Source organism: Actinomadura sp. NPDC023710, assembly GCF_040639875.1.
In the GTDB taxonomy this organism is placed as follows: Bacteria; Actinomycetota; Actinomycetes; order Streptosporangiales; family Streptosporangiaceae; genus Spirillospora; species Spirillospora citrea.
The window spans coordinates 164446-184657 of record NZ_JBFAGB010000001.1 but is presented as its reverse complement, the minus strand read 5'-3'; the positions used below and the strand labels follow the sequence as shown (position 1 = coordinate 184657).

At 71.7% G+C, this 20212-nt stretch carries 18 protein-coding genes; 6 read left to right on the top strand and 12 right to left on the bottom strand.

The genetic code is table 11. The features are described 5' to 3' along the window. Nucleotides 1–212 precede the first annotated feature (212 nt). Nucleotides 213–929, top strand: coding sequence for a response regulator transcription factor (locus AB0H37_RS00865; protein WP_179832271.1), 717 nt, complete (start codon nt 213–215; stop codon nt 927–929). Here the strand turns inward: AB0H37_RS00865 and AB0H37_RS00860 are convergent. Continuing rightward, nucleotides 866–2068 (bottom strand): MFS transporter, encoded by a 1203-nt coding sequence (locus AB0H37_RS00860; RefSeq protein ID WP_360610413.1) that lies wholly within the window; start codon nt 2066–2068, stop codon nt 866–868. The genes AB0H37_RS00865 and AB0H37_RS00860 overlap by 64 nt on opposite strands. A 31-nt stretch (nt 2069–2099) precedes the next feature. On the opposite strand from AB0H37_RS00860, the gene AB0H37_RS00855 reads away from it, so the two are divergent. After that, complete coding sequence (locus AB0H37_RS00855; protein ID WP_360610411.1) at nt 2100–3146, top strand: LacI family DNA-binding transcriptional regulator; 1047 nt, start codon at nt 2100–2102, stop codon at nt 3144–3146. A 12-nt stretch (nt 3147–3158) separates the two neighbouring features. Here the strand turns inward: AB0H37_RS00855 and AB0H37_RS00850 are convergent, their stop codons facing one another. Beyond that, the gene (locus AB0H37_RS00850; protein WP_360610409.1) at nt 3159–3974 is read right to left on the bottom strand and encodes a hypothetical protein; all 816 of its coding nucleotides are present in this window, start codon (nt 3972–3974) and stop codon (nt 3159–3161) included. Nucleotides 3975–4160: 186 nt separating this feature from the next. On the opposite strand from AB0H37_RS00850, the gene AB0H37_RS00845 reads away from it, so the two are divergent. Beyond that, on the top strand, nt 4161–4628 hold the full coding sequence (locus AB0H37_RS00845; protein ID WP_360610407.1) for a MarR family winged helix-turn-helix transcriptional regulator: 468 nt from the start codon (nt 4161–4163) through the stop codon (nt 4626–4628). A gap of 20 nt (nt 4629–4648) precedes the next feature. Here the strand turns inward: AB0H37_RS00845 and AB0H37_RS00840 are convergent, their stop codons facing one another. Further along, nucleotides 4649–5134, bottom strand: a complete 486-nt coding sequence (locus AB0H37_RS00840) for a MarR family winged helix-turn-helix transcriptional regulator (protein WP_329095779.1) — start codon at nt 5132–5134, stop codon at nt 4649–4651. Nucleotides 5135–5257: 123 nt separating this feature from the next. On the opposite strand from AB0H37_RS00840, the gene AB0H37_RS00835 reads away from it, so the two are divergent. Both AB0H37_RS00835 and AB0H37_RS00830 read left to right on the top strand, forming a co-directional pair. Then, complete coding sequence (locus AB0H37_RS00835; RefSeq protein WP_360610405.1) at nt 5258–5707, top strand: DUF6069 family protein; 450 nt, start codon at nt 5258–5260, stop codon at nt 5705–5707. A 38-nt stretch (nt 5708–5745) separates the two neighbouring features. After that, nucleotides 5746–6096 carry a hypothetical protein gene (locus tag AB0H37_RS00830; protein WP_329095783.1) on the top strand — a complete coding sequence of 117 codons (351 nt, stop codon included), beginning with the start codon at nt 5746–5748 and terminating at the stop codon, nt 6094–6096. Nucleotides 6097–6204: 108 nt separating this feature from the next. Here the strand turns inward: AB0H37_RS00830 and pstB are convergent, their stop codons facing one another. From pstB to mshD, 5 genes are all read right to left on the bottom strand, one after another. Continuing rightward, nucleotides 6205–6981, bottom strand: coding sequence for a phosphate ABC transporter ATP-binding protein PstB (pstB, locus tag AB0H37_RS00825; protein ID WP_179832263.1), 777 nt, complete (start codon nt 6979–6981; stop codon nt 6205–6207). Nucleotides 6982–7063: 82 nt separating this feature from the next. Then, nucleotides 7064–7969, bottom strand: a complete 906-nt coding sequence (gene pstA / locus AB0H37_RS00820; protein WP_329095787.1) for a phosphate ABC transporter permease PstA — start codon at nt 7967–7969, stop codon at nt 7064–7066. Beyond that, nucleotides 7966–8946 (bottom strand): phosphate ABC transporter permease subunit PstC, encoded by a 981-nt coding sequence (pstC, locus tag AB0H37_RS00815; protein ID WP_229810225.1) that lies wholly within the window; start codon nt 8944–8946, stop codon nt 7966–7968. Before pstC ends, pstA begins: the two co-directional genes overlap by 4 nt. Nucleotides 8947–9038: 92 nt before the next feature. Then, nucleotides 9039–10142, bottom strand: a complete 1104-nt coding sequence (pstS, locus tag AB0H37_RS00810) for a phosphate ABC transporter substrate-binding protein PstS (protein WP_329095789.1) — start codon at nt 10140–10142, stop codon at nt 9039–9041. Nucleotides 10143–10546: 404 nt separating this feature from the next. Continuing rightward, nucleotides 10547–11410, bottom strand: a complete 864-nt coding sequence (gene mshD / locus AB0H37_RS00805; protein WP_360610732.1) for a mycothiol synthase — start codon at nt 11408–11410, stop codon at nt 10547–10549. Between the two features lie 159 nt (nt 11411–11569). Between mshD and AB0H37_RS00800 the strand changes: the two genes are divergently transcribed. After that, nucleotides 11570–13249 (top strand): bifunctional metallophosphatase/5'-nucleotidase, encoded by a 1680-nt coding sequence (locus AB0H37_RS00800; protein WP_360610402.1) that lies wholly within the window; start codon nt 11570–11572, stop codon nt 13247–13249. Between the two features lie 120 nt (nt 13250–13369). Here the strand turns inward: AB0H37_RS00800 and AB0H37_RS00795 are convergent, their stop codons facing one another. The 4 genes from AB0H37_RS00795 to AB0H37_RS00780 all read right to left on the bottom strand — a co-directional run bounded on the left by AB0H37_RS00795 (nt 13370) and on the right by AB0H37_RS00780 (nt 20056). Further along, on the bottom strand, nt 13370–14395 hold the full coding sequence (locus AB0H37_RS00795) for an inorganic phosphate transporter (protein WP_329098414.1): 1026 nt from the start codon (nt 14393–14395) through the stop codon (nt 13370–13372). A 131-nt stretch (nt 14396–14526) separates the two neighbouring features. Continuing rightward, nucleotides 14527–15144 (bottom strand): DUF47 family protein, encoded by a 618-nt coding sequence (locus AB0H37_RS00790; RefSeq protein WP_132199943.1) that lies wholly within the window; start codon nt 15142–15144, stop codon nt 14527–14529. Between the two features lie 322 nt (nt 15145–15466). Next, nucleotides 15467–15658, bottom strand: a complete 192-nt coding sequence (locus AB0H37_RS00785) for a hypothetical protein (protein WP_089314034.1) — start codon at nt 15656–15658, stop codon at nt 15467–15469. Between the two features lie 243 nt (nt 15659–15901). Continuing rightward, on the bottom strand, nt 15902–20056 hold the full coding sequence (locus AB0H37_RS00780; RefSeq protein ID WP_360610399.1) for an AAA family ATPase: 4155 nt from the start codon (nt 20054–20056) through the stop codon (nt 15902–15904). Between the last annotated feature and the right edge of the window lie 156 nt (nt 20057–20212).

Below are 20212 nucleotides of genomic sequence, written 5' to 3'. Positions count from 1 at the left end.
CTCTCATCTCGCGGACACGGTCCGGCCAGGTCGGGCCATGGCCGATGGCGGCACCTCGGTTATGCTCAGGGGTGAGGGATCCGGGCGACGAGGCCATGGAGTTCATCCGAAAGGCCCTGCATGGCCACCTCGTCTTCGAGCCGCCGGCCGTGCGCCGGTCTTGGGGATGGGCCGCCCGGGTCCTACGTCTTTTCAGAGACGGGAGGCGGCACTTGAGCAGCTTGCTCTTGCTGACCAACGCGTTGGAGCCCTCGGACGAGGTACTGCCGGCGCTGGGACTTCTGCTGCACTCCGTGCGCGTCGCGCCCGCCGAGGGGTCCGCGCTCATCGACGCTCCACCGGCCGACATCGTCCTGGTGGACGCCCGCCGTGACCTGGTCCAGGCCAAGGGCCTGTGCCGCCTGCTGCGCACCACCGGACTCGACTGCCCGCTGCTCGCGATCGTCACCGAGGGCGGGCTCGCCGCACTGAGCTCCGAATGGGGCCTGGACGACGTGCTGCTCCAGACCGCCGGCCCCGCCGAGGTCGAGGCACGCCTCCGCCTGGCCGTCGGACGGGCAGCGGCGGGCACGGAGGCCGACGACGTCCCGGGAGAGATCCGCAGCGGCGACCTCACGATCGACGAGGCCACCTACACCGCCCGCCTCCGCGGCCGCGTCCTCGACCTGACGTTCAAGGAGTTCGAGCTGCTGAAGTACCTGGCCCAGCACCCGGGCCGCGTCTTCACCCGGGCCCAGCTCCTCCAGGAGGTCTGGGGCTACGACTACTTCGGCGGCACCCGCACGGTCGACGTCCACGTCCGCCGCCTCCGCGCCAAGCTCGGCGCCGAGTACGAGTCCCTGATCGGCACCGTCCGCAACGTCGGCTACCGCTTCGTCCCCGACCACCGCCCGGGCGACGCCGAGGAGAAGACCCCCGCCCGAGCCTGACCGCTCTGCTCCCCACCGGCGAAGCCGCCGAGTCGGAGCAGCACCGGAGTCAGGACGAACAGGACGGCCGCGATCGCCGCGACCGCGACCATGGCGCCGCGCAGCCCCACGGCGTCCGCCCAGAGCCCGACATAGACCGGCCCGGCGAGGAACCCCAGGTAGGACACGGTCGCGAAGACCGACGTCGCGCGCCCCCGGTGGTCGTCCCGAACGTTCTGCGCGACCAGGCGGAGCAGCGTGGGGAACAGAACGGCGGTTCCGGTGGCGGCCATCGCGAGCCCGATCCCGGCGACCACCAGCGTGGGCGCGACCGCGATGACGACGGCCCCGCCCGCGGCCCCCGCCGCCCCCGCGAGAAGGACCCCGCGGACGGCTCTCACCCCGCCCACCGAGAATCGCGTGATCGCCACCGTCCCCGCGAAGACGGCAGGCGCGACAGCGCTGAGCCCACCCGAATGCAGCTCGTCGGCGACGAAGACCGCGCTCCAGCTCTGATGCGCGTTCTCACTGGCGAAGGCGAGCGCTCCCAGCACCCCGATCAGCAGCAACGGGACGACCCGGTGCCGCCCCAATGGCGCCACCGCCTCACGCTGAACGACGAAGCCCCCAGGAGACGCCCACAGACACACCCCAGCGGCCAGGCAGGCCCCACCCGCCACCATGAACGGCACCACGAGCGGCAGCGACGATGCCATCCCGCTGGCAAGGCTCGCAAGGACCACCGAACCCGAGAAGACACCATGGGCACGGGTGATGACGGCCCTCCCGCCGACTCTCTCGGCCCGCCCGGCGGCCGCGTTGATGCCCACGTCGGCCGCCCCGCTGGTAGCGCCGACCACGGCAAGCCCCGCGCACAGGCCGGCGAGGTTCACAGCCGTGAACGCCACAACGACTCCGGCCCCGCCCAACGCCACGACGGCCGCGCCCGCGACCCCGGGCCCCCACCGGTCCAGCGCCCGCCCCGTCAGCAGCATCGCCGGGAGGGCGCCCGCTCCCACGAACAGCAGCGCGAAGCCGAGCGCGCCGTCCCCGATCCCCGCCTGCTCCTGGACCCGAGGCACCGAGGCGCCCCACACCCCCCAGAAGGCCCCGAAAGCAGCGAACCCCACGAACGCGCGCCACGACGCCCCGACATTCATGTGTGTAACGATACACAGCTAGCATGAGGCCATGGAAGCGTCCGGAGGCGCGAAGCGCGTGACCCTGGCCCAGGTGGCGGAGCGGGCAGGCGTATCGGTCATGACCGCCTCCTACACCTACAACCGCCCGAACCGCGTCTCGGACCAGGCCAGATCGAAGGTGCTCGCCGCAGCGGACGAACTGGGCTACGCCGGCCCCGACCCGAGCGCCCGGTCCCTGCGCCGAGGCAGCACCCGCACGCTCGGCGTGGTGTTGGGCGAGCATCTGAGCTACGCCTTCGAGGACCCGGAGGCGGTGTCCTTCCTGGCGGGCGTCGCCGACGTCTGCACCGATCACGGCTGCGGCATGACCATCGTCCCCATCACGGGCGCCGCCGACGACGTCGCCCGGATCGCCGACGCCGCCGTCGACGGCTTCATCGTGTGGACCACGTCCGACGACGATCCCGTCCTGGCGGCCGTCCGGGCGACGCGACGCCCCGCGGCGGTCCACGGGGGCCCGGCCGTCGGCGGCATGGGCCTGGTGAGCATCGACAACCGCGCGGCCGCCCGCGCGATCGGCGCCGTTGCTTGGGCAGGCGCCGAGCGCCCCGCCCTGGTGAGCTTCCCGCTCTCCCGGGACCGGAGAGCCGCGATCACCAACGGCGCGGCGCTCCCCGGCGTCACCTTCCCCGTGACGCGCGAACGCCTGGAGGGCTACCGGCAAGCGGCCGAGGCCGCCGGCATCCCCTGGCAGGACGTGACCATCGCGGTATGCGCGCGCAACGACGCCGCCGAGGCGGAGCGGGTCGCGGCGACTCTCCTGGCCTCCGCGGAACCACCCGACGCGATCGCCGCGATGAGCGACCAGCAGGCGTCCGGAGTCGTCCGCGCGGCCCGCGCCGCCAGCCGCACCGTCCCCGACGACGTGGCGATAACCGGCTGGGACGACGCGGCGGTGGCGGCACGACTGGGGCTGACCACGGTCGCCCAGTCCCTGCGCGACCAAGGCGCTTCCTGCGCCCTGATCGCTCTGGGTCGGCCTGCCCCCCGGACACCGGCGTGGTCCCTCATCCGCAGAACCAGCACCCGCCCCTGACGACGGGGGTGATCAGGCCCCGGAGGGCTCGTGCGTGCTGTTGAAGCAGAAGCGGGGCGGCGCCTTCAGGGTGGGCGGCTCGGAGCCGGGAAGCTCGGCGATCTCGATGCCCTCGCGCTTCGCCATGGCCGTCACCGTGGGCAGGTGGTCGTGGTAGAACACCGGGACCCAGCGATCGGACGGTTCGCCGTGGCCGGCGGGCAGTTCCACCAGCCCGTCTTCCCGGGTGACACCCGCCCGGGCGGCCACATCGAGCGCCTCGCGCGGGTCGGCCTCCCGCACGCCCAGTGCCGCCAGCAGCGCCTGGACGGCGGGACGCTCGACTTTCCCGGCGGTCACCGCGCGCATCAGGTCCTGGTAGGCCAGCGCCGACGGGGAGCCTTCCCCGTCGATGAGCTCGTCCATGCGCTCGGCCCCGTCGGCCAGGATGATGGACAGCCCGTCGTCCACGTGCTCGGGAAGCGGTGGACCGTCCCAGGAGCCGTCCCACCAGCGAAGGAAGGCCACGGAGTAGTCCTCGTTCACCAGAAGGTCCCGAAGCCACTCCCAGGGCAGCCACGCCGGGCCTCCGGCGAGCAGGTCGACGGGCAGGTCCTGAATGTGCGTGTCGGAGACCTCGTTGTCGTAGCCGTACAGCAGCGCCCGGCCGCCTTCCACCCAGCGCAGGGCCCAGTAGCCGTTCCCGATGTCCTCGGTGCGCAGGCTGCCGTCGTCCACCTGGACCTGTCCGGAACAGTCGTCGAGGTAGGGGGCCATCATGGCTTTGACCACGCCCTGGGCCCAGAGTTCGTCGGGCGGCGGCACGTCGGTGGAGACTTGGTCGAACACGGCGCTCCTTCTCGTCGGACGTTTTCCGGCCGTCCGACGCTTGGGGAACCGGAGTGGTTCCCGCAACACGCTCGCCACGATGACGCTCGTCCTCGGCGACGGGGCGGCCCTCGGCGCCTTGACCTCGACTTAACTTCAGGTCCTACGGTCCCCGTATCAGCGAACATCCGATGGGGGACACCGCACATGACGACCGAACAGCCCTCCGACGCCGAACTGGCCGCCCAGCCTGCCGCCTACTGGACCGGAGTGGCCTACGAAGCCCTCATCGCGTTCACCAGAGCCAGGCAGGCCGAACTGGGCTTCACCCAACCCCAGTTCTGGCTGCTCCGCAATCTGTCGAAGCACGACCTCTCCCCCGACGGCCACGGCATGACCGTCCCCGAACTCCGGCAGGCCATGACGTCCTACCTGAGGCCGGAGGACGACCTCGAGGCGGAGGCGAAGATCCTCCTGGAGCACGGCCGGCTGACCCGCGACGGCGAAGGACGCCTGTGGATCACCGAAGCGGGCGAGGAGGCCCGCACCGCTATCAAGCGGCACGCGCCCGAGATCCGCGCCCGCATCCACCAGGGCATAGACGACGCCGACTACGTCACCACCCTGAAGGTGCTCCAACGAATGATCCAGAACACCACCCCCACCGCGCCCTAGCCGCGCTGCGGGTTCGCGTCTCAGCCGGATTCCGCGTCTGCGCCTGCCGGTGGGCCGGCCAAGACGCGTGCCAGCAGGTCACGGAGGTGCTTCTGGTCGGGGCCGGGGAGTTCGAAGACGGTCCGGGCCAGCGCGTTGGTGCTGGAGCGCAACTGGCGGCGCTTGTCCTCGCCGTCTTCGGTGAGCACCACGAGCTTGACGCGGCGGTCGCCCGGGGTGGGTCTGCGGGTCACCAGGCCGCGGCGTTCCAGGCCGTCGACGATGCCGGTGACGTTCGACGGTTCGCACGACAGCCAGTCGGCCAGCTGACGCATCGGGGCGGGGCCGGACAGGTTGGTCAGGACGAGCGCCTGAGCCGGAGGAAGGCCGAGTTCCGCCGCGGCGGCGTTGAACTGGGCGCGCAGCCGCCCGGTGACCTCGAAGACCAGGCCGCTCAGCTCGGCTACGACCTCATCCGCATCCGTGTCGGCACCGGTTCCGGTGCCGCTGCCGGCATCAGGACTCATGCGGCCAGCATAGCCGTCTCTTTAGCCGATGAACTGTTCAGGTCCTGAAGTAAATGCTACGCTCCCCGGCGAACGGCAAAACTTCAGGATCTGAACTATCGAGCAGCTGAAGGAGACGTGGCGATGACGCGAGCGAGCACGGGCGGGCGCGCCGGCCTCGGGAGTCCACGACGTGCGCGGGCACTCGCCGTGGCGGGTGCGGTCGCGGCCGCGCTGGCGATCTGGGCGGTCGGGGAACCGCTGCTGGGCCACGACCTGGTCGTCCAGCAGGAAGGACAGGAGCCGCAGGACCTGGGGGCGGCCGCCGTCGGCGTCTTCGCGCTGGCCCCGTCACTGCTCGGCTGGGCGCTGCTGGCCGCGCTGGAGCGGGTGACGCGGCTGGCGGCCCGGCTCTGGACCGCCGCCGCCCTGACCCTGCTCGCGGTGTCGTTCCTGCCGATCATCAGCGTGCAGGCCTCCGGCGGGAGCAAAGCGGTGCTCGCCCTCACCCACGTGGCCGTCGGAGCCGTCCTCATCCCCGTCTTCTGGCGGACGGCCGCGCTCCGCCGCGCCGACAGCGGGAGCAGGCGATGACGGCGCCCGGCGGTGCACTTCGGGCAGGATCGGTTTCCATGACGAACCTGGCCGACAGACAGATACCCGAATACCTCGACTTCGTCGGACCCGGGTGGCGCGGCATCCTGCTGCGAACCCACGCCGAACTCGTCGCCGTGCTGCCGAACTACCAGGTGGCCCAGGTCAAGGAGAAGTACGGCATGCTGGACGTCAACCTGGGCGCATACGTCGACCCCGTCACCGGCGAGTTCGGCATCGCCCGCGAGCTCGGCACTCGGGTCAGTGCGATCCTGCGGGCCGCCCGGGACGAGTCCCGCCGCACCTGCGAGGTCTGCGGCGAGCCGGGCAGCGAGACCGGCCGGGCGTGGATCAAGACGCTCTGCCCCGCCCACGCCCGGCCGGACTAGATTCCCGGCCTCGTCCCTGGACGCCTTGGAAACGGCGAAGCGCCCCGCCGCGCCCGGACGAACAGCCCGGAGCCGGAGACCGGCTCCGGGGGCGGACCGCGGCGAGGCTCAGCCGAAGCGGCCGGTGATGTAGTCCTCGGTGGCCTTCTGCTCCGGGTTGGCGAAGATCTTGCTGGTGTCGTCGATCTCGATGAGCTTGCCGGGCTTGCCCGTCCCCGCGATGTTGAAGAACGCGGTGCGGTCGCTGACCCGCGCCGCCTGCTGCATGTTGTGCGTGACGATCACGATCGTGTACTGCGTCTTCAGCTTCTCGATCAGGTCCTCGATCGCGAGGGTGGAGATCGGGTCGAGCGCCGAGCACGGCTCGTCCATCAGCAGCACCTGGGGCTGGACGGCGATGGCCCGCGCGATGCAGAGCCGCTGCTGCTGCCCGCCCGACAGGCCGGCACCGGGCTTGGCGAGCCGGTCCTTGACCTCGTTCCACAGGTTGGCCCCGCGCAGCGACTCCTCGACGACCTCGTCCAGCCGGCCCTTGCGGCGGACGCCGTTCAGCTTCAGCCCGGCCGCCACGTTGTCGTAGATCGACATGGTGGGGAACGGGTTGGGCCGCTGGAACACCATCCCGACGACGCGCCGCACCGCGACCGGGTCGACGGACGAGTCGTACAGGTCCTCCTCGTCCAGCATGACCTTGCCCTCGACACGGGCGCCCGGGATGACCTCGTGCATCCGGTTGAGGGTGCGCAGGAACGTGGACTTGCCGCAGCCCGACGGTCCGATGAACGCCGTCACCGAGCGCGGCTCGACCGTCATCGAGATGTCCTCGATGGCGTGGACGCCGCCGTAGTAGGCGTGCAGCCCGGATACCTCGATCCGCTTGGCCATGGGGTCAGGGTTCCTTTCTCTGGATCAGCGGCCCTGCAAAATCAGCGGGCTCTGCGAATGCGGCTGTCGGACCAAGGGGGGATCAGCGCCCCGCGGGCGACTTGCGCCGCGCGACGACCCGGGCGACCAGGTTGAGCAGCATGATGATCCCGATCAGCACGAGCGCCCCCGTCCAGGCCCGGTCGATCGAGTTCTGGTTGGGATCGGCGGCCTGCTCCCAGATGAAGGTGGGCAGCGACGCCTGCGCGCCGTTGAACGGGTCGTTGTTGATCGCCTTGGTGAAGAAGATCGTGAGCAGCAGCGGCGCCGTCTCGCCCATCACGCGGGCGACGGCGAGCATGACGCCGGTGACGATGCCGGTCATCGCGGTCGGGAGGATGACGAAGCAGACCGTCCGCCAGCGCGGCACCCCGAGCGCGTAGGACGCCTCGCGCAGGTCGTTCGGGACGAGCTTGAGCATCTCCTCGGTCGCCCGCACCACCGTCGGGATCATCAGGATCGTCAGGGCGAGGGACCCCGCGAGCCCGGAGAAGTCGAAGCCGAACGTCAGCAGCCACAGCGCCAGCACGAACAGCCCCGCGACGATGGACGGGATGCCGGTCATCACGTCCACGGTGAAGCTGATCACCTTGCCGAGCCGCCCGTTGCCGGCGTACTCCACCAGGTAGACGGCGGTGAGCACGGCGATCGGCACGGCGATCAGACTGGTGATCAGCACCTGCTCCAGCGTGCCGATGATCGCGTGGTAGGCGCCGCCGCCGGCGTCGCTGCCGCTGACGGCGTTCATCGAGAACTGGAAGAACGTCGGGTCGAGGCGCCCGGCGCCGTTCACGACCACGGTCCACAGCACCGACAGCAGCGGGACGAGCGCCAGCGCGAACGCGAGGTAGACCAGGCTCTGGACGGCCCGGTCCTTGATCTTGCGCCCGGCGGACACCGGCGCCAGCCGGGCACCGGGGTCGGGCTTGCGGGTGGAGACGGCGGTCACACGAACTCCTTCCGGCGCGCGACGACCGCGCGGGCGGCCATGTTCACGAGCAGAGTGATCACGAACAGCACCAGGCCGGAGGCGATGAGGGCGCCGCGCCCGGTGGTGGACGCCTCGGCGAAGCTGTTGGCGATGTTGGAGGCGAACGTGGCGCCGCCGTTCTCCAGCAGGTGGATGTTGATCCCGGGGACGAAGGTCAGGACCATCGCGACCGCGATCGTCTCGCCCATGGCGCGGCCGAGCCCGAGCATGGCGCCGCCGATCATGCCGGAGCGGCCGTAGGGCAGCACCGCCATCCGGATCATCTCCCAGCGGGTGGCGCCGAGCGCGAGCGCGGCCTCCACGTTGGGCCGCGGCACCTGCAGGAACACCTCGCGGGAGATCGACGAGATGATCGGAAGGATCATGATCGCGAGCACCACGGAGGCGGTGAAGATCGAGTTCTTGCCGGGAGAGTCGCCCCCGAACAGCGGGATCCAGCCGAGGACCGAGTTCAGGAACGTGCTGATCCCCTCCATGTGCTGGGACAGGAAGACCAGGCCCCAGAGCCCGTAGACGATGCTCGGCACCGCCGCGAGCAGGTCCACGACGTACCCGAGCCCGGAGGCGAGGCGCCGCGGCGAGTAGAAGGAGATGAACAGCGCGATGCCGACCGCGACCGGCGTCGCGATGAGCATCGCCAGCAGCGACGACACGACCGTCCCGAACGCGAGCTGCGCGATGCCGAACCGCGGCGGCGTCGCGTTCGGGTTCCATTCCTCGGCGGTCAGGAAGTTCGCCTTGTTGTCCTGCAGCGCCGGAACGGCCTTCCACACGAGGAAGACCGCGATCGCGGCCATGATCAGCAGCACGGTGATGCCGGAGCCGCGGGCCGCCGAGACGAAGATCTTGTCTCCGGCCCGTCCGGTGCTCATCCGCTTCGCGGCGGCACGGCGGTCGACGCCGGCGGCCGCGCCGACACCGGTCTCGCTCGTCACGGGACGTCCTCCTTCGATCATGTCGCCGGAACCCGCGTCGGCCCCGCCGCCGATGATCTCGGCGGCGGGGCTGCGGTTCCCGTCTTCTGCTGTCAGGACAGCGCCTTGACGGACGCCTGGACCTTGGTCAGCACGCTCTGCGGGAGCGGCGCGTAGCCCTTGGCGGTCAGGATCTTCTGGCCGTCCGCGCTGGAGGTGTAGGTGAGGAAGGACTTGACGAACCCGCTCTGCTCGGAGGGCAGCCCCTTCTCGCACGCGATCTCGTAGGTGACCAGGACGATCGGGTAGGCGCCCGGCTCCTTGGTCGCGTAGTCGATCTTCAGCGCGACGTCGTTGCCGGTGCCGACGACCTGCGCCCCGGCGACGGCCTTGGACGCGCTGTCGGGCGACAGCTCGGCGAACTCGCCCGCGCCGTTCTTGACCTGCGCGGTCTGCAGCTTGTTGTTCTCCGCGTACGACATCTCCACGTAGGAGATCGAGCCCGCGGTGCTCTTCACCTGGCTGGTGACGCCGTCGGACTTCGGCGCGCCCTGGCCGGTGGCGTTCGGCCACTTCTTGGCCTTCTCCCACGTCCAGGACTTCGGCGCGGTGGTGTGCAGGTAGTTCGTGAAGTTCTCGGTGGTGCCGGACTCGTCCGAGCGGTAGATCGGCTTGATCGGCCCGGACGGCAGCTTGGCGCCGTCGTTCTCCTTGGAGATCGCCGGATCGTTCCAGGTCTTGATCTTGCCGGAGAAGATGCCCGCGAGCGTCTCGGGCGAGACCTTGAGGCCGTCCACGCCCTGCACGTTGTAGACGACCGCGATCGGGCCGACGACCATCGGCAGGTTCAGCGCGTTGCTCCCCTGGCAGCGCTTCTGCGCGGCGGCGGCCTCTTCGGGCTTGAGGGACGAGTCGGAGCCGGCGAACGCCACCTGGCCGCTCGTGAACGCCTGGATGCCCGCACCCGAGCCGCTCGGGTTGTAGTTCAGGTTGGCGCCCGCGCACTTGGACGAGTAGAGCTTCGTCCACTCCTCCATCGCGTTCTTCTGCGCGCTCGACCCGGCAGCGTTGACGCTGGCCTTCGCGCAGTCGATGTCGCCGGACGGCGCAGCGCTCGAACTCGCCGTCGTGTTGTTGTCGCTCCCGCAGGCGGAGAGGGCCAGCGCCCCCGCTACGACCACACCGCCCAGGGCAGCGAGTCGGGAACCGTTCTTCACCGGAGGGTCTCCTTGAGTTTCGTCGGGCGGGTCTCCCCAGCCGCCCCGGCCCATGTCGACCGGACGACGGGTTCGCCGTCAAATGCGACGCTAGGGAGGCGAGGTGACCAGCCGCCCCGATCCAGGTGAACGGCGCATGAACGCAGACGAGCACAGTTGCGAAGAATGCCCCGATTTGCCGTGGCCGCCGGGTTAACATCGCAGCTCACCAGCCCAAAATCCCGGTCGAGACGACCCTGAGCAGGGTTGAGCTACCGGCATCCGGGTAACCGCGGGTTTCTCCAGCTGACGGGCGACTCACGGGGCCCTGAAGAACCTCATCGGCAGGTCTCACACGGCGCCGGACCCACACGGCGTCAGGCGCTCGCGTGGGGTGAGGGGGGTGCTGTCGGTGTCGTGGGCGTTTACGTGGTGGTGGCGTACATGACGTCCACGGCGTGGCGGGTGAAGCCCAGGGACTCGTAGAGGCGGACGGCCGCGGCGTTCGACTCGTCCACGTACAGCATGATCTGGTCCATGCCGATGTCGCGCAGGTGGTGCAGGCCCCGCAGGGTGAGCGTGCGGCCGAGTCCGAGGCCCTGCGCGGACGGGTCGACGCCCACGACGTAGACCTCCCCGACGCCGCCCGGGTGCACCTTCGTCCAGTGGAAGCCGGCGAGCCGCCCGTCCCGCTCGGCGAGGAAGAAGCCGGCCGGGTCGAACCAGTCCTCGGCCTCGCGCTCGCGGACGTCGTCCACCGTCCAGGCGCCCTGCTCCGGGTGGTCGGCGAACGCGCGGGCGTTCACCTCCAGCCAGGCGCCCTCGTCCCGGCCCGACTCGAACGCGCGGATCGTCACGCCCTCGGCGGCGCGCGGCTCCGGCAGCGGCTCGGCCGCCGGGCGCCGCAGCTGGAACAGCGCGCGGGCCCGCTCCATCCCCTCGGCGGAAGCGAGCGCGGCGGCGGCCGGAAGATCACCGTGCGCCCACACCCGCAGCGGACCGCCGGCCTCACCGCGCAGGGCGCGCAGCAGCGCCCGCCCGTGGCCCCGGCGCCGGTGCTCCGGATGGACGACCAGCTCGCCCGCGGGCTCCTCCCCGGACGCCGGATCGACGTGGGCGTAGGCCACGACGGTCCCGCCGTCGGTCACCGCGAGCCCGGACCGGCCGCCCCGCAGGGCCAGCAGGGCGTGCTCCGACAGCGGCCCCACCCCGTCGGCCTCGGTCGCGGCCCCGGCCACCTCCAGCGCCCCGGCCACCTCGGCGTTCCCCAGCGTCCCGCGCGCCCGCAGCTCACTCACGGTCCACACCCTATGCCGAGGCCGGCACCCGCCAGGCGAACGCCCCGATCCGCATCATCCCTGATCAACATCGCCTCCCTGATCAATTCGTCATGGAAACGTCATCAGGCCGCCGGAGACCGTATGCCGGGCGAATCTAGCGTCCTGAGCATGATTCGACGACGCACCTTCCTGGCCTGCGCCGCGGCGGGGCTGACGGTCGTGGGCGTGGCCGCGCAACCCGCCGCCGCGCGACCCGCGCCGACCGCGTCCGTGCGGCTCCTCGCGCTGAACGACTTCCACGGCAACCTCGAACCCCCGTCCGGCAGCTCGGGGACGGCCATCGACGAGAACGGCAACGCCGTCCCCGCCGGCGGCGCCGCCTACATCGCCGCCCACCTCAAGCAGCTGCGCAACCGCGACACCCTCACCGTCGCGCAGGGCGACCTGATCGGCGCCTCGCCGCTGATCTCGGCCGCCTACCACGACGAGCCGTCCGTGCAGTTCCTCGGCGACTCCGGCGTCACGGCGTCGGCGGTCGGCAACCACGAGTTCGACGAGGGCTACCAGGAGCTGCTGCGCATCCAGAACGGCGGCTGCCACCCCGTCGACGGCTGCTCCCCCGCGGGCAGGTGGCGCGGCGCGAAGTTCGACTACCTCGGTGCGAACGTCCTGCTGAAGAAGAACGACCGGCCCGCCATCAGGCCGTGGACGATCCGCCGCGTCAACGGCGTCCGGATCGGCTTCATCGGCCTCGTCACCAAGACCACGCCGAGCATCGTCACGGCCGAGGGCATCAAGGACCTGAAGTTCCAGGACGAGGTGGACGCCGCGAACCGGGCCGCGCGCGAGCTGAAGCGCCGGCACGTCCACGCGATGGTCGTGCTCGTCCACGAGGGCGACCAGGTCAAGTCGGGCGAGCGGCCGGACGAGTGCGGCGTCGTGCCGGGCGCCGGGACGCGCATCGCCCAGCAGGCCGACCCCGAGATCGACATGGTGCTGTCGGGCCACACCCACCAGCAGTACCTCTGCTCGGTCGAGGACCCGGCGGGCAACGCGCGGCTGTTCTCCTCCGGTTCCTCCTTCGGCCGCGTCATCACCGAGGTGAACCTCAAGGTGAACCGGCGGACCGGCGACATCGTCCGGTCCTCGGTCAACGCCGACAACCACGTCGTGACGCGGGACGTCCCGCCGGACCCGGCGACGCAGACCTTCGTGCAGACCTGGAAGGACCGGGTCTCCACGATCGCCGACAAGCCCATCGGCAAGATCACCGCGGATCTGACCCGCGCCCCGTCCGCCGCGGGCGAGACCGCGCTCGGCGACGTCATCGCCGACGGCCAGCTCGCCGGGACCAAGGACCTCGGCGCCCAGGTCGCGCTGATGAACCCGGGCGGCGTCCGCACCGACCTCGTCCACAAGGCGAGCGGCTCGGAGGGCGACGGGGTCGTCACCTACGGCGAGGCGTTCGCCGTGCAGCCGTTCAGCAACGTGATGGGCGTGACGTCGCTGACGGGCGCGCAGATCGACGCCCTCCTGGAGCAGCAGTGGACGGCCGCGGGCGAGAAGATCCTCCAGCCGTCGGCGAACCTGCGCTTCACCATCGACCGCGGCAGGGCGGTCGGCGACCGCGTCTCGGCGATCACCGTCGACGGGACCCCGGTCGACCCGGCGGCCACCTACAAGGTCGCGGCGAACAACTTCCTCCTCGGCGGCGGTGACGGCTTCTCCGTCTTCACCGAGGGCGAGGACCAGGTCCTCGGCCCCATCGACCTGGACGCGTTCGTGGCCTACTTCACGGCCCAGGGGACGATCTCCCCGCCCGCGCTGAACCGCATCTCGGGTCGGTGAGCACGATCTCGGGTCGGTGAGCACGGGCGTGGCCCGTGTGCCGGGGCGCCTCGGGGCGTCCGGCGCACGGGCCACGCGCCTGTCGGCCCGGCGCCTCGATCGGGGGCGAGCCCCCCGAGATCACGCGCCGAAGAAGTGGACGACGTAGTAGACGACCGCCGCGACCGCCGCCGCGGCGGGCATCGTGAGCACCCACGCGACGAGGATGTTGCCGGCCACGCCCCAGCGGACCGCGGAGAGCCGCTTGGTGGCGCCCGACCCCATGATCGCCGAGGTGATCGTGTGGGTGGTGGAAATTGGAGCGTGCCAGATGAACGCGGTCGCGTACAGGACGATGGAGGCGGTCGCTTCGGCGGCGAAGCCCTTCGGCGGATCGACCTCGATCACCTTGCGGCCCAGCGTGCGCATGATGCGCCAGCCGCCCGCGTAGGTCCCGGCCGACAGCGCCCCCGCGCACGCGATGATGACCCACCAGGGGACGGAACTGCCGTCCGAGTGCCCGGTCGTGACCAGCGCGAGGACGATGATGCCCATCGTCTTCTGGGCGTCCTGCAGCCCGTGGCCGAGCGCGAGGGACGCGGCGGACATGGTCTGCGCGATGCGGAAGCGGCGGCCGACGCGGCTCGGGTTGGACCGCCTGAAGATCCACAGGATCGCGACCATGACCAGGTAGGCGAGGCAGAACCCGACCACCGGCGACACCACCATCGGCACCGCGACCTTGTCGACGACGCTGGTCCAGTTGACCTCCGACATCGAGGCCAGCCCGGCGCCGACGACCCCGCCGATCAGCGCGTGCGAGGACGACGACGGCAGCCCGAAGTACCAGGTGATCAGATTCCAGGTGATCGCTCCCAGCACGCCGGCCGCGACGACGGTGAGGCCGTGCAGGCCGCTCGGCGGCGTGATGACCTCGCTGATCGTCTTGGCGACGCCGACGCCGAGCAGGGCCCCGATCATGTTCATCGCGGCGGCCATGCCGAGCGCCACCCGCGGGGTGAGCGCCCGGGTCGAGACCGCCGTGGCGATCGCGTTGGCCGCGTCGTGGAACCCGTTGGTGTAGTCGAACACCAGGGCCACCACGACGACGAGGATGAGCACCGCCGTCTGCGCGCCCGAGCGGAGCCCGAGCGCGCCCGCGATCATGACGACCAGCACGCCGGCCAGCAGCAGCAGCCAGGCGCGTCCGGACACCCGGCGGGTCGCCTGCTCGCCCAGCGTCTCGGCGGTGGCCGGGGACTCTCGGGTGAGGGTGGCGCCGGGGTCCTCGGCAGCGCTCATGATTCCTTGACCGCGATGGTCTCGACCGTGTTCGCCACGTGCTCGAAAGCGTCGGCGGCGTCCTCGAGCCGGTCGATGACCTGCTTCAGCTTCAGCACGGTCAGGGTGTCGTACTCGCCGCTGAACAGCTGGGCCAGCAGCTTGCGGTAGACCTGGTCACCCTGGTTCTCCAGGCGGTTGATCTCGATCCAGTACTCGTTGAGCTCCTTCATCGACCGCAGGCGGGGCATGGCCTCGGCGGTCAGCTCGGCGGCGCGCTCCAGGACCTCGACCATGTGGACGATGCCCTTCGGGAACTCGTCGATCTTGTAGAGCACGACGAGGTCCGCGGCCTCCTCCATCTCGTCCATGACGTCGTCGATCGTGGAGGCCAGCCGGTAGATGTCCTCGCGGTCGAAGGGCGTGATGAACGTTTCGTTCAACCGTCGCATGATCGCGTGGGTGCATTCGTCGCCCGCATGTTCGCAGGCGCGCATCTTCTCCGCGATCGCCGCCCGGTCGGCGCCGTCGCTGATGAGTTCCACGAGCAGCCTGGCGCCGGTGACCAGGTTGTTCGCCGAGTCGGCGAACATGTCGTAGAAGCTGTCCTCACGCGGCGTGAGACGCAAGCGCACGTCGTTCTCCTGATGTGCCGGAACAGTCCGCTGAGGATCGTAGGCGCAACCAGCCGTAAAAAGAACCTTTGCCCCGGCTTCGGCTGCTGTCCGCCATCCTCTCACCTACAAGGTTGCCCTAGATCACGAGGTACATACCCCGCGAGAAGCCCCCTATCTGGAGGAACGTTCGCCGTTTCGGCCCGTTCCAGGGGCCTGAGCACGCCGACAAGGGCGATCATGAGTGAGATTCGTTACAGTGCCGCGACCTGGGCGCCGAGCTAGGGCGGGCAGAAATGACGAACCGGGGACGCCCCGAAACGGCGTCCCCGGTTACGGTGCTTCAATCTCGTGGCGTCAGCTCACGTCGACCGGCGTCGCCGGACCGGACTCCTAGTACCATGTCGATCTCGGCGACGGTCAGCGGCCGCTCAGCCGCCGCCACCGCGCCGAGCATCTCGGCATAGAGTTCGATCTCGTCCAGCGCAACGCGGTCGTGGACGCGCAGATCGAGGTTCTGGCGCACCGCGTCCACCTCCGTTCGTTCCCCACACCCGTCGTCGAGGCTACGCGTCTCGCCGCGGCGGGCACATGACCCAAGAGGGCCATTCGAGGGCCACCTCGGCCCTGTCCGTCCGGGGGAGGTCCGCGTGCGCCGCCGGACGGCCGCACACACCGGTTTCAGGAGCCGCACCCCGGATTGGCTAGCCTTCCCAGGTAGTGCCCGTCTGATGCACATGACCCATTCCCCATAGGACGAACGGGCCGGTCACCGCTCCTACTGGAAACCCTCCCGGGTCCCCTGCGTCCCCTGCTGCGTCCCCTGGTGGAAGCCTCCGAGCATCTGCTCCAGCGGCGATTCGGGCAGGTCGCGGACCGTCAGCCGGGCCACGGTCGCGGCGTTGACGTCGGCCCCGGCGAGCCGGGCCGCCTGCCGCGCCACCGTCTGGTCGAACAGCGCGCGGACCGTCCGGGCGTAGGCGAACTGGGGGTCGTCCCGCAGCCGCGAGAACCGGTTGAGCAGCTCGACGCGCAGCTCCTCGTCCAGCATGTAGAGGTCGCGTTCGGCGTAGCTCTGAAAGAGCCGGACCATGTCGCGGTCGCCCATCCCGGTGAACTCCAGGGTCCGCCCGAACTCGGCGCGGAAGGCGGGGTTGCCCGCGAGGAAGCCCTCCATCTCCGCCGCCGGGCTGGAGCAGACCACCATGAACCGGGCCCTGCCCTGGCCCTCCGCGCCCCGCTTCATGTGGCGCAGCAGTTCCCCCACCACGGCGGGAGACCGGTCGAGCAGGTACGCCTCCTGGATGAGCAGCACGCCGCCGAGCGCCTGCTCGACCATGCTCGCGACCCGGTTCTCGGTGTCGACCCGGTCGCGTCCCGCCAGGTGGACGGGGCGGCAGGCGACCACGTGCCCGGAGTTCAGCAGCCCGAGCGCGGCGTAGATGCCGCCGACGAGACCGGCGACGGTCGTCTTGCCGGTGCCGGGCGGCCCCGCGAAGACCAGGTGCCGCGCGTCGCCGCCGGACATCCCGTACCGGGCCCGGTCGGCGGCGAGCCCCGCCTCTTCGGCCAGCTCCGTCACGGCGGCCTTGACGTCCTCCAGACCGGTGAGCTGGTCGAGCCGGTTCAGGTAGCCGTCGATGTCGCCGGGCGGGCGCAGCGCCGGCTCGATCCCCTCGGCGACGCCCGCGAGATCGTCCGGGGTCAGCACGAGCCGGTCGTGGGACGCCCCGGCGCGCTCCATGTTCCGCTGGGCCGCCTGGTCCAGGTACGCCTCGACCAGCCGCGCGTTGACCAGGTCGCCCGGCCCGCGCAGCCGCTCCAGGTCGGCGCGGACCACCTCCAGGGCCGCGGCGCCGATCGTGACCCGCCGCTCCTCCGCCAGCAGGTGCAGCAGCGTCATCCGGTTGTCCAGGTCGCCGAAGTCGGGCAGCCGGTGGACGCGGAACGCCTGCACGAGCTTCGGGTGGTCCTGGAGCAGCCGCTTGTAGGCGCGCGGCTCGCAGGTCGCGATCACCGGCGTGGTGCTCACCGGGTCGCGGCGGGCGCGGCGCACCGCGCCGACGAGCGCGGCCGGATCGGACGCGCCGGCGACGGCCACGTCCAGCCGCTCGAAGAGGATCACCGGGCCCGGCTGCCCGAGCAGCTGCCCGAGCCGCTCCGGCGGCGCGTTCCGGACGTCCTCGGCGTCGTGCGCGCGGATCGACCCGTCGCCGAGCCCCGCGTTGGCCAGCGTCAGAGCGATCATCCGGGCGAGCCGCCGCTGCCCTGAGTGCGGGGCGCCGACCAGCAGCACGCCGGGGACGCCCGACCTGATCGAGCTGGGCGCGCCGTCCACGCGGGTGCGCTCGATGTCCTCGCCCGCCGGGGCGTTCCACTCCTCGGCCTGCTTCTTGAGGTCGCCGAGGAGCACGGCCGCGTCGTGCTCGCCGTACAGGAAACCGAACCCGAACCGCTCCAGGACCCGGCGGGTGCTGCGGTCGCTCGGCGGCGGGATCTCCTCGACGGGCTGGTCCGGCGACGGCGTGTCGTCCAGGAAGTCGAAGCCGCCGACCATCGTGCCGGACATGACCTTCGTCCCCGGGCCGCCCCCGGGGGCGGGCTGCCCCGGACTGGGAGGCACGGGAGCGGGAGGCACGGGGCCGGGCGGGGCGTCTTCGAGGTCGTCCGGGCCGAGGATGCGCGTCCCCGGCGGCTGGCCCTGCTGGTTCTGCCGGCCCTGCTGCGGGGGGCCGCCCTGGTCTTCCATGCGCGTCGCGTACGGGTCGAACGCCTGAGGCTGCGGCTCCGGCGCGGGAGGCGCGGGGTTCGCCTGGCCCGGCTGGACGTTCGGCTGCGCGCTCGGCTGAGGCGGCGGGGCGGAGCCCGCCGGCTGGTACCCCAGCACCGTGTACGGCGGCACGAAGTTCTCGTCCTGCTGCTCCTCCTCCGGAGGGGAGAAGCCGCCGAGCTCCTGAGGGGGCGCGGGCGTAGGGCTCGCCTGGACCGGCGCGGGCGCGGCGGGCTGGGCCGGTGGCGAGAGCGGAGGCGGCTGCGGGCTCGGCACCGGCGCGGGCGGCGCCGGGCTCTGCATGGGTGCCGGAGGCGCCGGGCTCTGCATCGGCGCCGGGGGCGCCGGATTCTGCAGAGCCGCGGGCTGCGGCGCCGCACCGGGACGCTGGAATCCCAGCTCGGTGTACGGCGGCGCGACGCTGCCGTCGTCCTTGTCCTCCTCGGCGGGCGAGTGGCCGCCCGCCATCGGGTCCGGGGACGCGAACCCCGGGGACCCCGAGGGCGGCGGGGAGGCGAACGCGGCCTGCTGGCCCTGGCCCGGCACGGGGCCCTGGGCGTGCCCGGCGGCCGGGCCGGGCGCGTTCTCCCAGCCGGGCTGCGCGGGCGGCTGGACGAACGGGCGGTCGGGGCCGGACGGCGCGAAGTTCGCCCCGGACGCTTCCTGCGGCGACGCGCCGGGGGCGATGCCGGGCTGGCTCGGCATGTTGAACGGGGACGGTTGCGGCGACGCCGGGTTGGGCGGCGGCGTGGTCGTCGGGGCGGCGGCCGTGGCGCGGGCCCGGTTGCGTCCGATGATCCCGGCGACGACCGCGGTCGGGACGGGGAAGCCGCGCGGACGGGCGGGCATGCCGCCGAGCCGGCACCACGCCAGGTCGACCTCGTACATGGCGGCGAGCAGCGACTCGGCGCCCGGACCCGATCCGGCGGCCGACCGCAACGGCTCCGGGAGCCGCATGTCCTGCGGCCACAGCCGGCGCAGCGGGTGCCCCTTCTGCTGCGAGACCGCCTGCACGGTGTAGCGGATCTCCGGGTCCAGCCAGGGCACGATCGTGCCGACCATGTCCTTGCGGACGACGTCCAGATCGGAGGCGAGCAGGGCGGCGGCCACGAGCCGGGGCTCGATGTAGGCCGGTTCGGCGGGATCGCCCGACAGGTCGGCGATCAGCTCGCTGAGCGTGTAGAAGGCGTGCCGGAAGTTGTCCCCGGGCGAGCTCTCGTTCCTCAGCGCGGGCACCAGGTTGGGCGGGCACCGCGTCAGCCACTGTTGGACGATCGCCTGGTCCCCGTAGGGCAGCGCCCCGTAGTCGACGGTCGGGTTGGACAGGGTGGCGCCGAGGATGGCGAGCAGCGCGTCCGCCCTCACCTGGAACCGGACGTCGTCGCGGAGCGCGCTTGCGACGGCCCACATCGTCCGCAGGACGACGACCGCGGCGTCCACCCGGCTGGCGCGCAGCCGCTCGGCGTAGAGCGCGACCAGCGACTCCAGGGCGGGCGGGGTGAGCCAGCGCGGGCCGTCCACGTCGGGGAGGGGCCTGGCGCGGTAGGGCTTCCACAGGTCGAGCATCTGGGCGTCCAGCCGCGAGTCGAACGCGGGCGCGGCGGAGCACCACAGCATCACGCCCCAGGCGACGGCGACGGTGGACGGCGTCTCGTTCGTGAACTCCCGCCACCAGTGCGGGTAGTCGGGCGCGGCCAGCGTGGCGGCGGACTCCACGGTCGAGCGGACCCGCGAGGTCAGCTCCGTCGCGAACCCGTGCGCGACGAAGGGCAGTCCCGACGGCGGGTCGTAGGAGAAGTCGGGACCGGCCGGGATGACGTGCGGCGGCAGCGCCGGGACCTGCCCGGCCCCCTGCTGCGCGGGCCTCGCGGCCATCCGGACGGAGGGGATGCGCGGCGGCGGGCACAGGTACCACTGCCCGTCGGACGGGTGCAGCCGGTACCAGCGGGCCCACGCGCCGAACAGCCACCACGTCCCGTCCGGCAGGACGAGCATGCGCCCGGCGATGGCGTGATGGCGCTGCTGCGGAGGCGCCGACGGCCACCACGCGGCGGCCACCATCGCCCTCGTGTCGCGCTCCGCCTCCGTGAACGGATCGTGCCCCGCCGGGGGGCTGGGCGGCGGAGCGCTGCCATAGCCCGGTCCCCACACCACGATGGTCATCGTAGTCAGCAGAATCCGGCCGAGGCTCCCCCCAGCGGCCGGTTCCCCGCGTTCCCGCAGGTCAGGGGATTATCAGAGGGGAGGAAACGCCGGATCAGGCATGGCCCGGAGCACTTTGACTCCGCCCCCGCCACGCGTTTCGGTCCGCGCCGCGCC

What these genes read in the sequence shown, in the direction of transcription:
- AB0H37_RS00795 (WP_329098414.1), bottom strand. Translation starts at nt 14,395, where the DNA reads ATGATCGCGGGCGCGCTCGGGCTCCGCTCGGGCGCGCAGACGGCGGTG.
- AB0H37_RS00830 (WP_329095783.1), top strand. Translation starts at nt 5,746, where the DNA reads ATGACGAACCTGGCCGACAGACAGATACCCGAATACCTCGACTTCGTC.
- AB0H37_RS00780 (WP_360610399.1), bottom strand. Translation starts at nt 20,056, where the DNA reads ATGACCATCGTGGTGTGGGGACCGGGCTATGGCAGCGCTCCGCCGCCC.
- AB0H37_RS00855 (WP_360610411.1), top strand. Translation starts at nt 2,100, where the DNA reads ATGGAAGCGTCCGGAGGCGCGAAGCGCGTGACCCTGGCCCAGGTGGCG.
- AB0H37_RS00800 (WP_360610402.1), top strand. Translation starts at nt 11,570, where the DNA reads ATGATTCGACGACGCACCTTCCTGGCCTGCGCCGCGGCGGGGCTGACG.
- pstB (WP_179832263.1), bottom strand. Translation starts at nt 6,981, where the DNA reads ATGGCCAAGCGGATCGAGGTATCCGGGCTGCACGCCTACTACGGCGGC.
- AB0H37_RS00835 (WP_360610405.1), top strand. Translation starts at nt 5,258, where the DNA reads ATGACGCGAGCGAGCACGGGCGGGCGCGCCGGCCTCGGGAGTCCACGA.
- AB0H37_RS00860 (WP_360610413.1), bottom strand. Translation starts at nt 2,068, where the DNA reads ATGAATGTCGGGGCGTCGTGGCGCGCGTTCGTGGGGTTCGCTGCTTTC.
- AB0H37_RS00845 (WP_360610407.1), top strand. Translation starts at nt 4,161, where the DNA reads ATGACGACCGAACAGCCCTCCGACGCCGAACTGGCCGCCCAGCCTGCC.
- AB0H37_RS00840 (WP_329095779.1), bottom strand. Translation starts at nt 5,134, where the DNA reads ATGAGTCCTGATGCCGGCAGCGGCACCGGAACCGGTGCCGACACGGAT.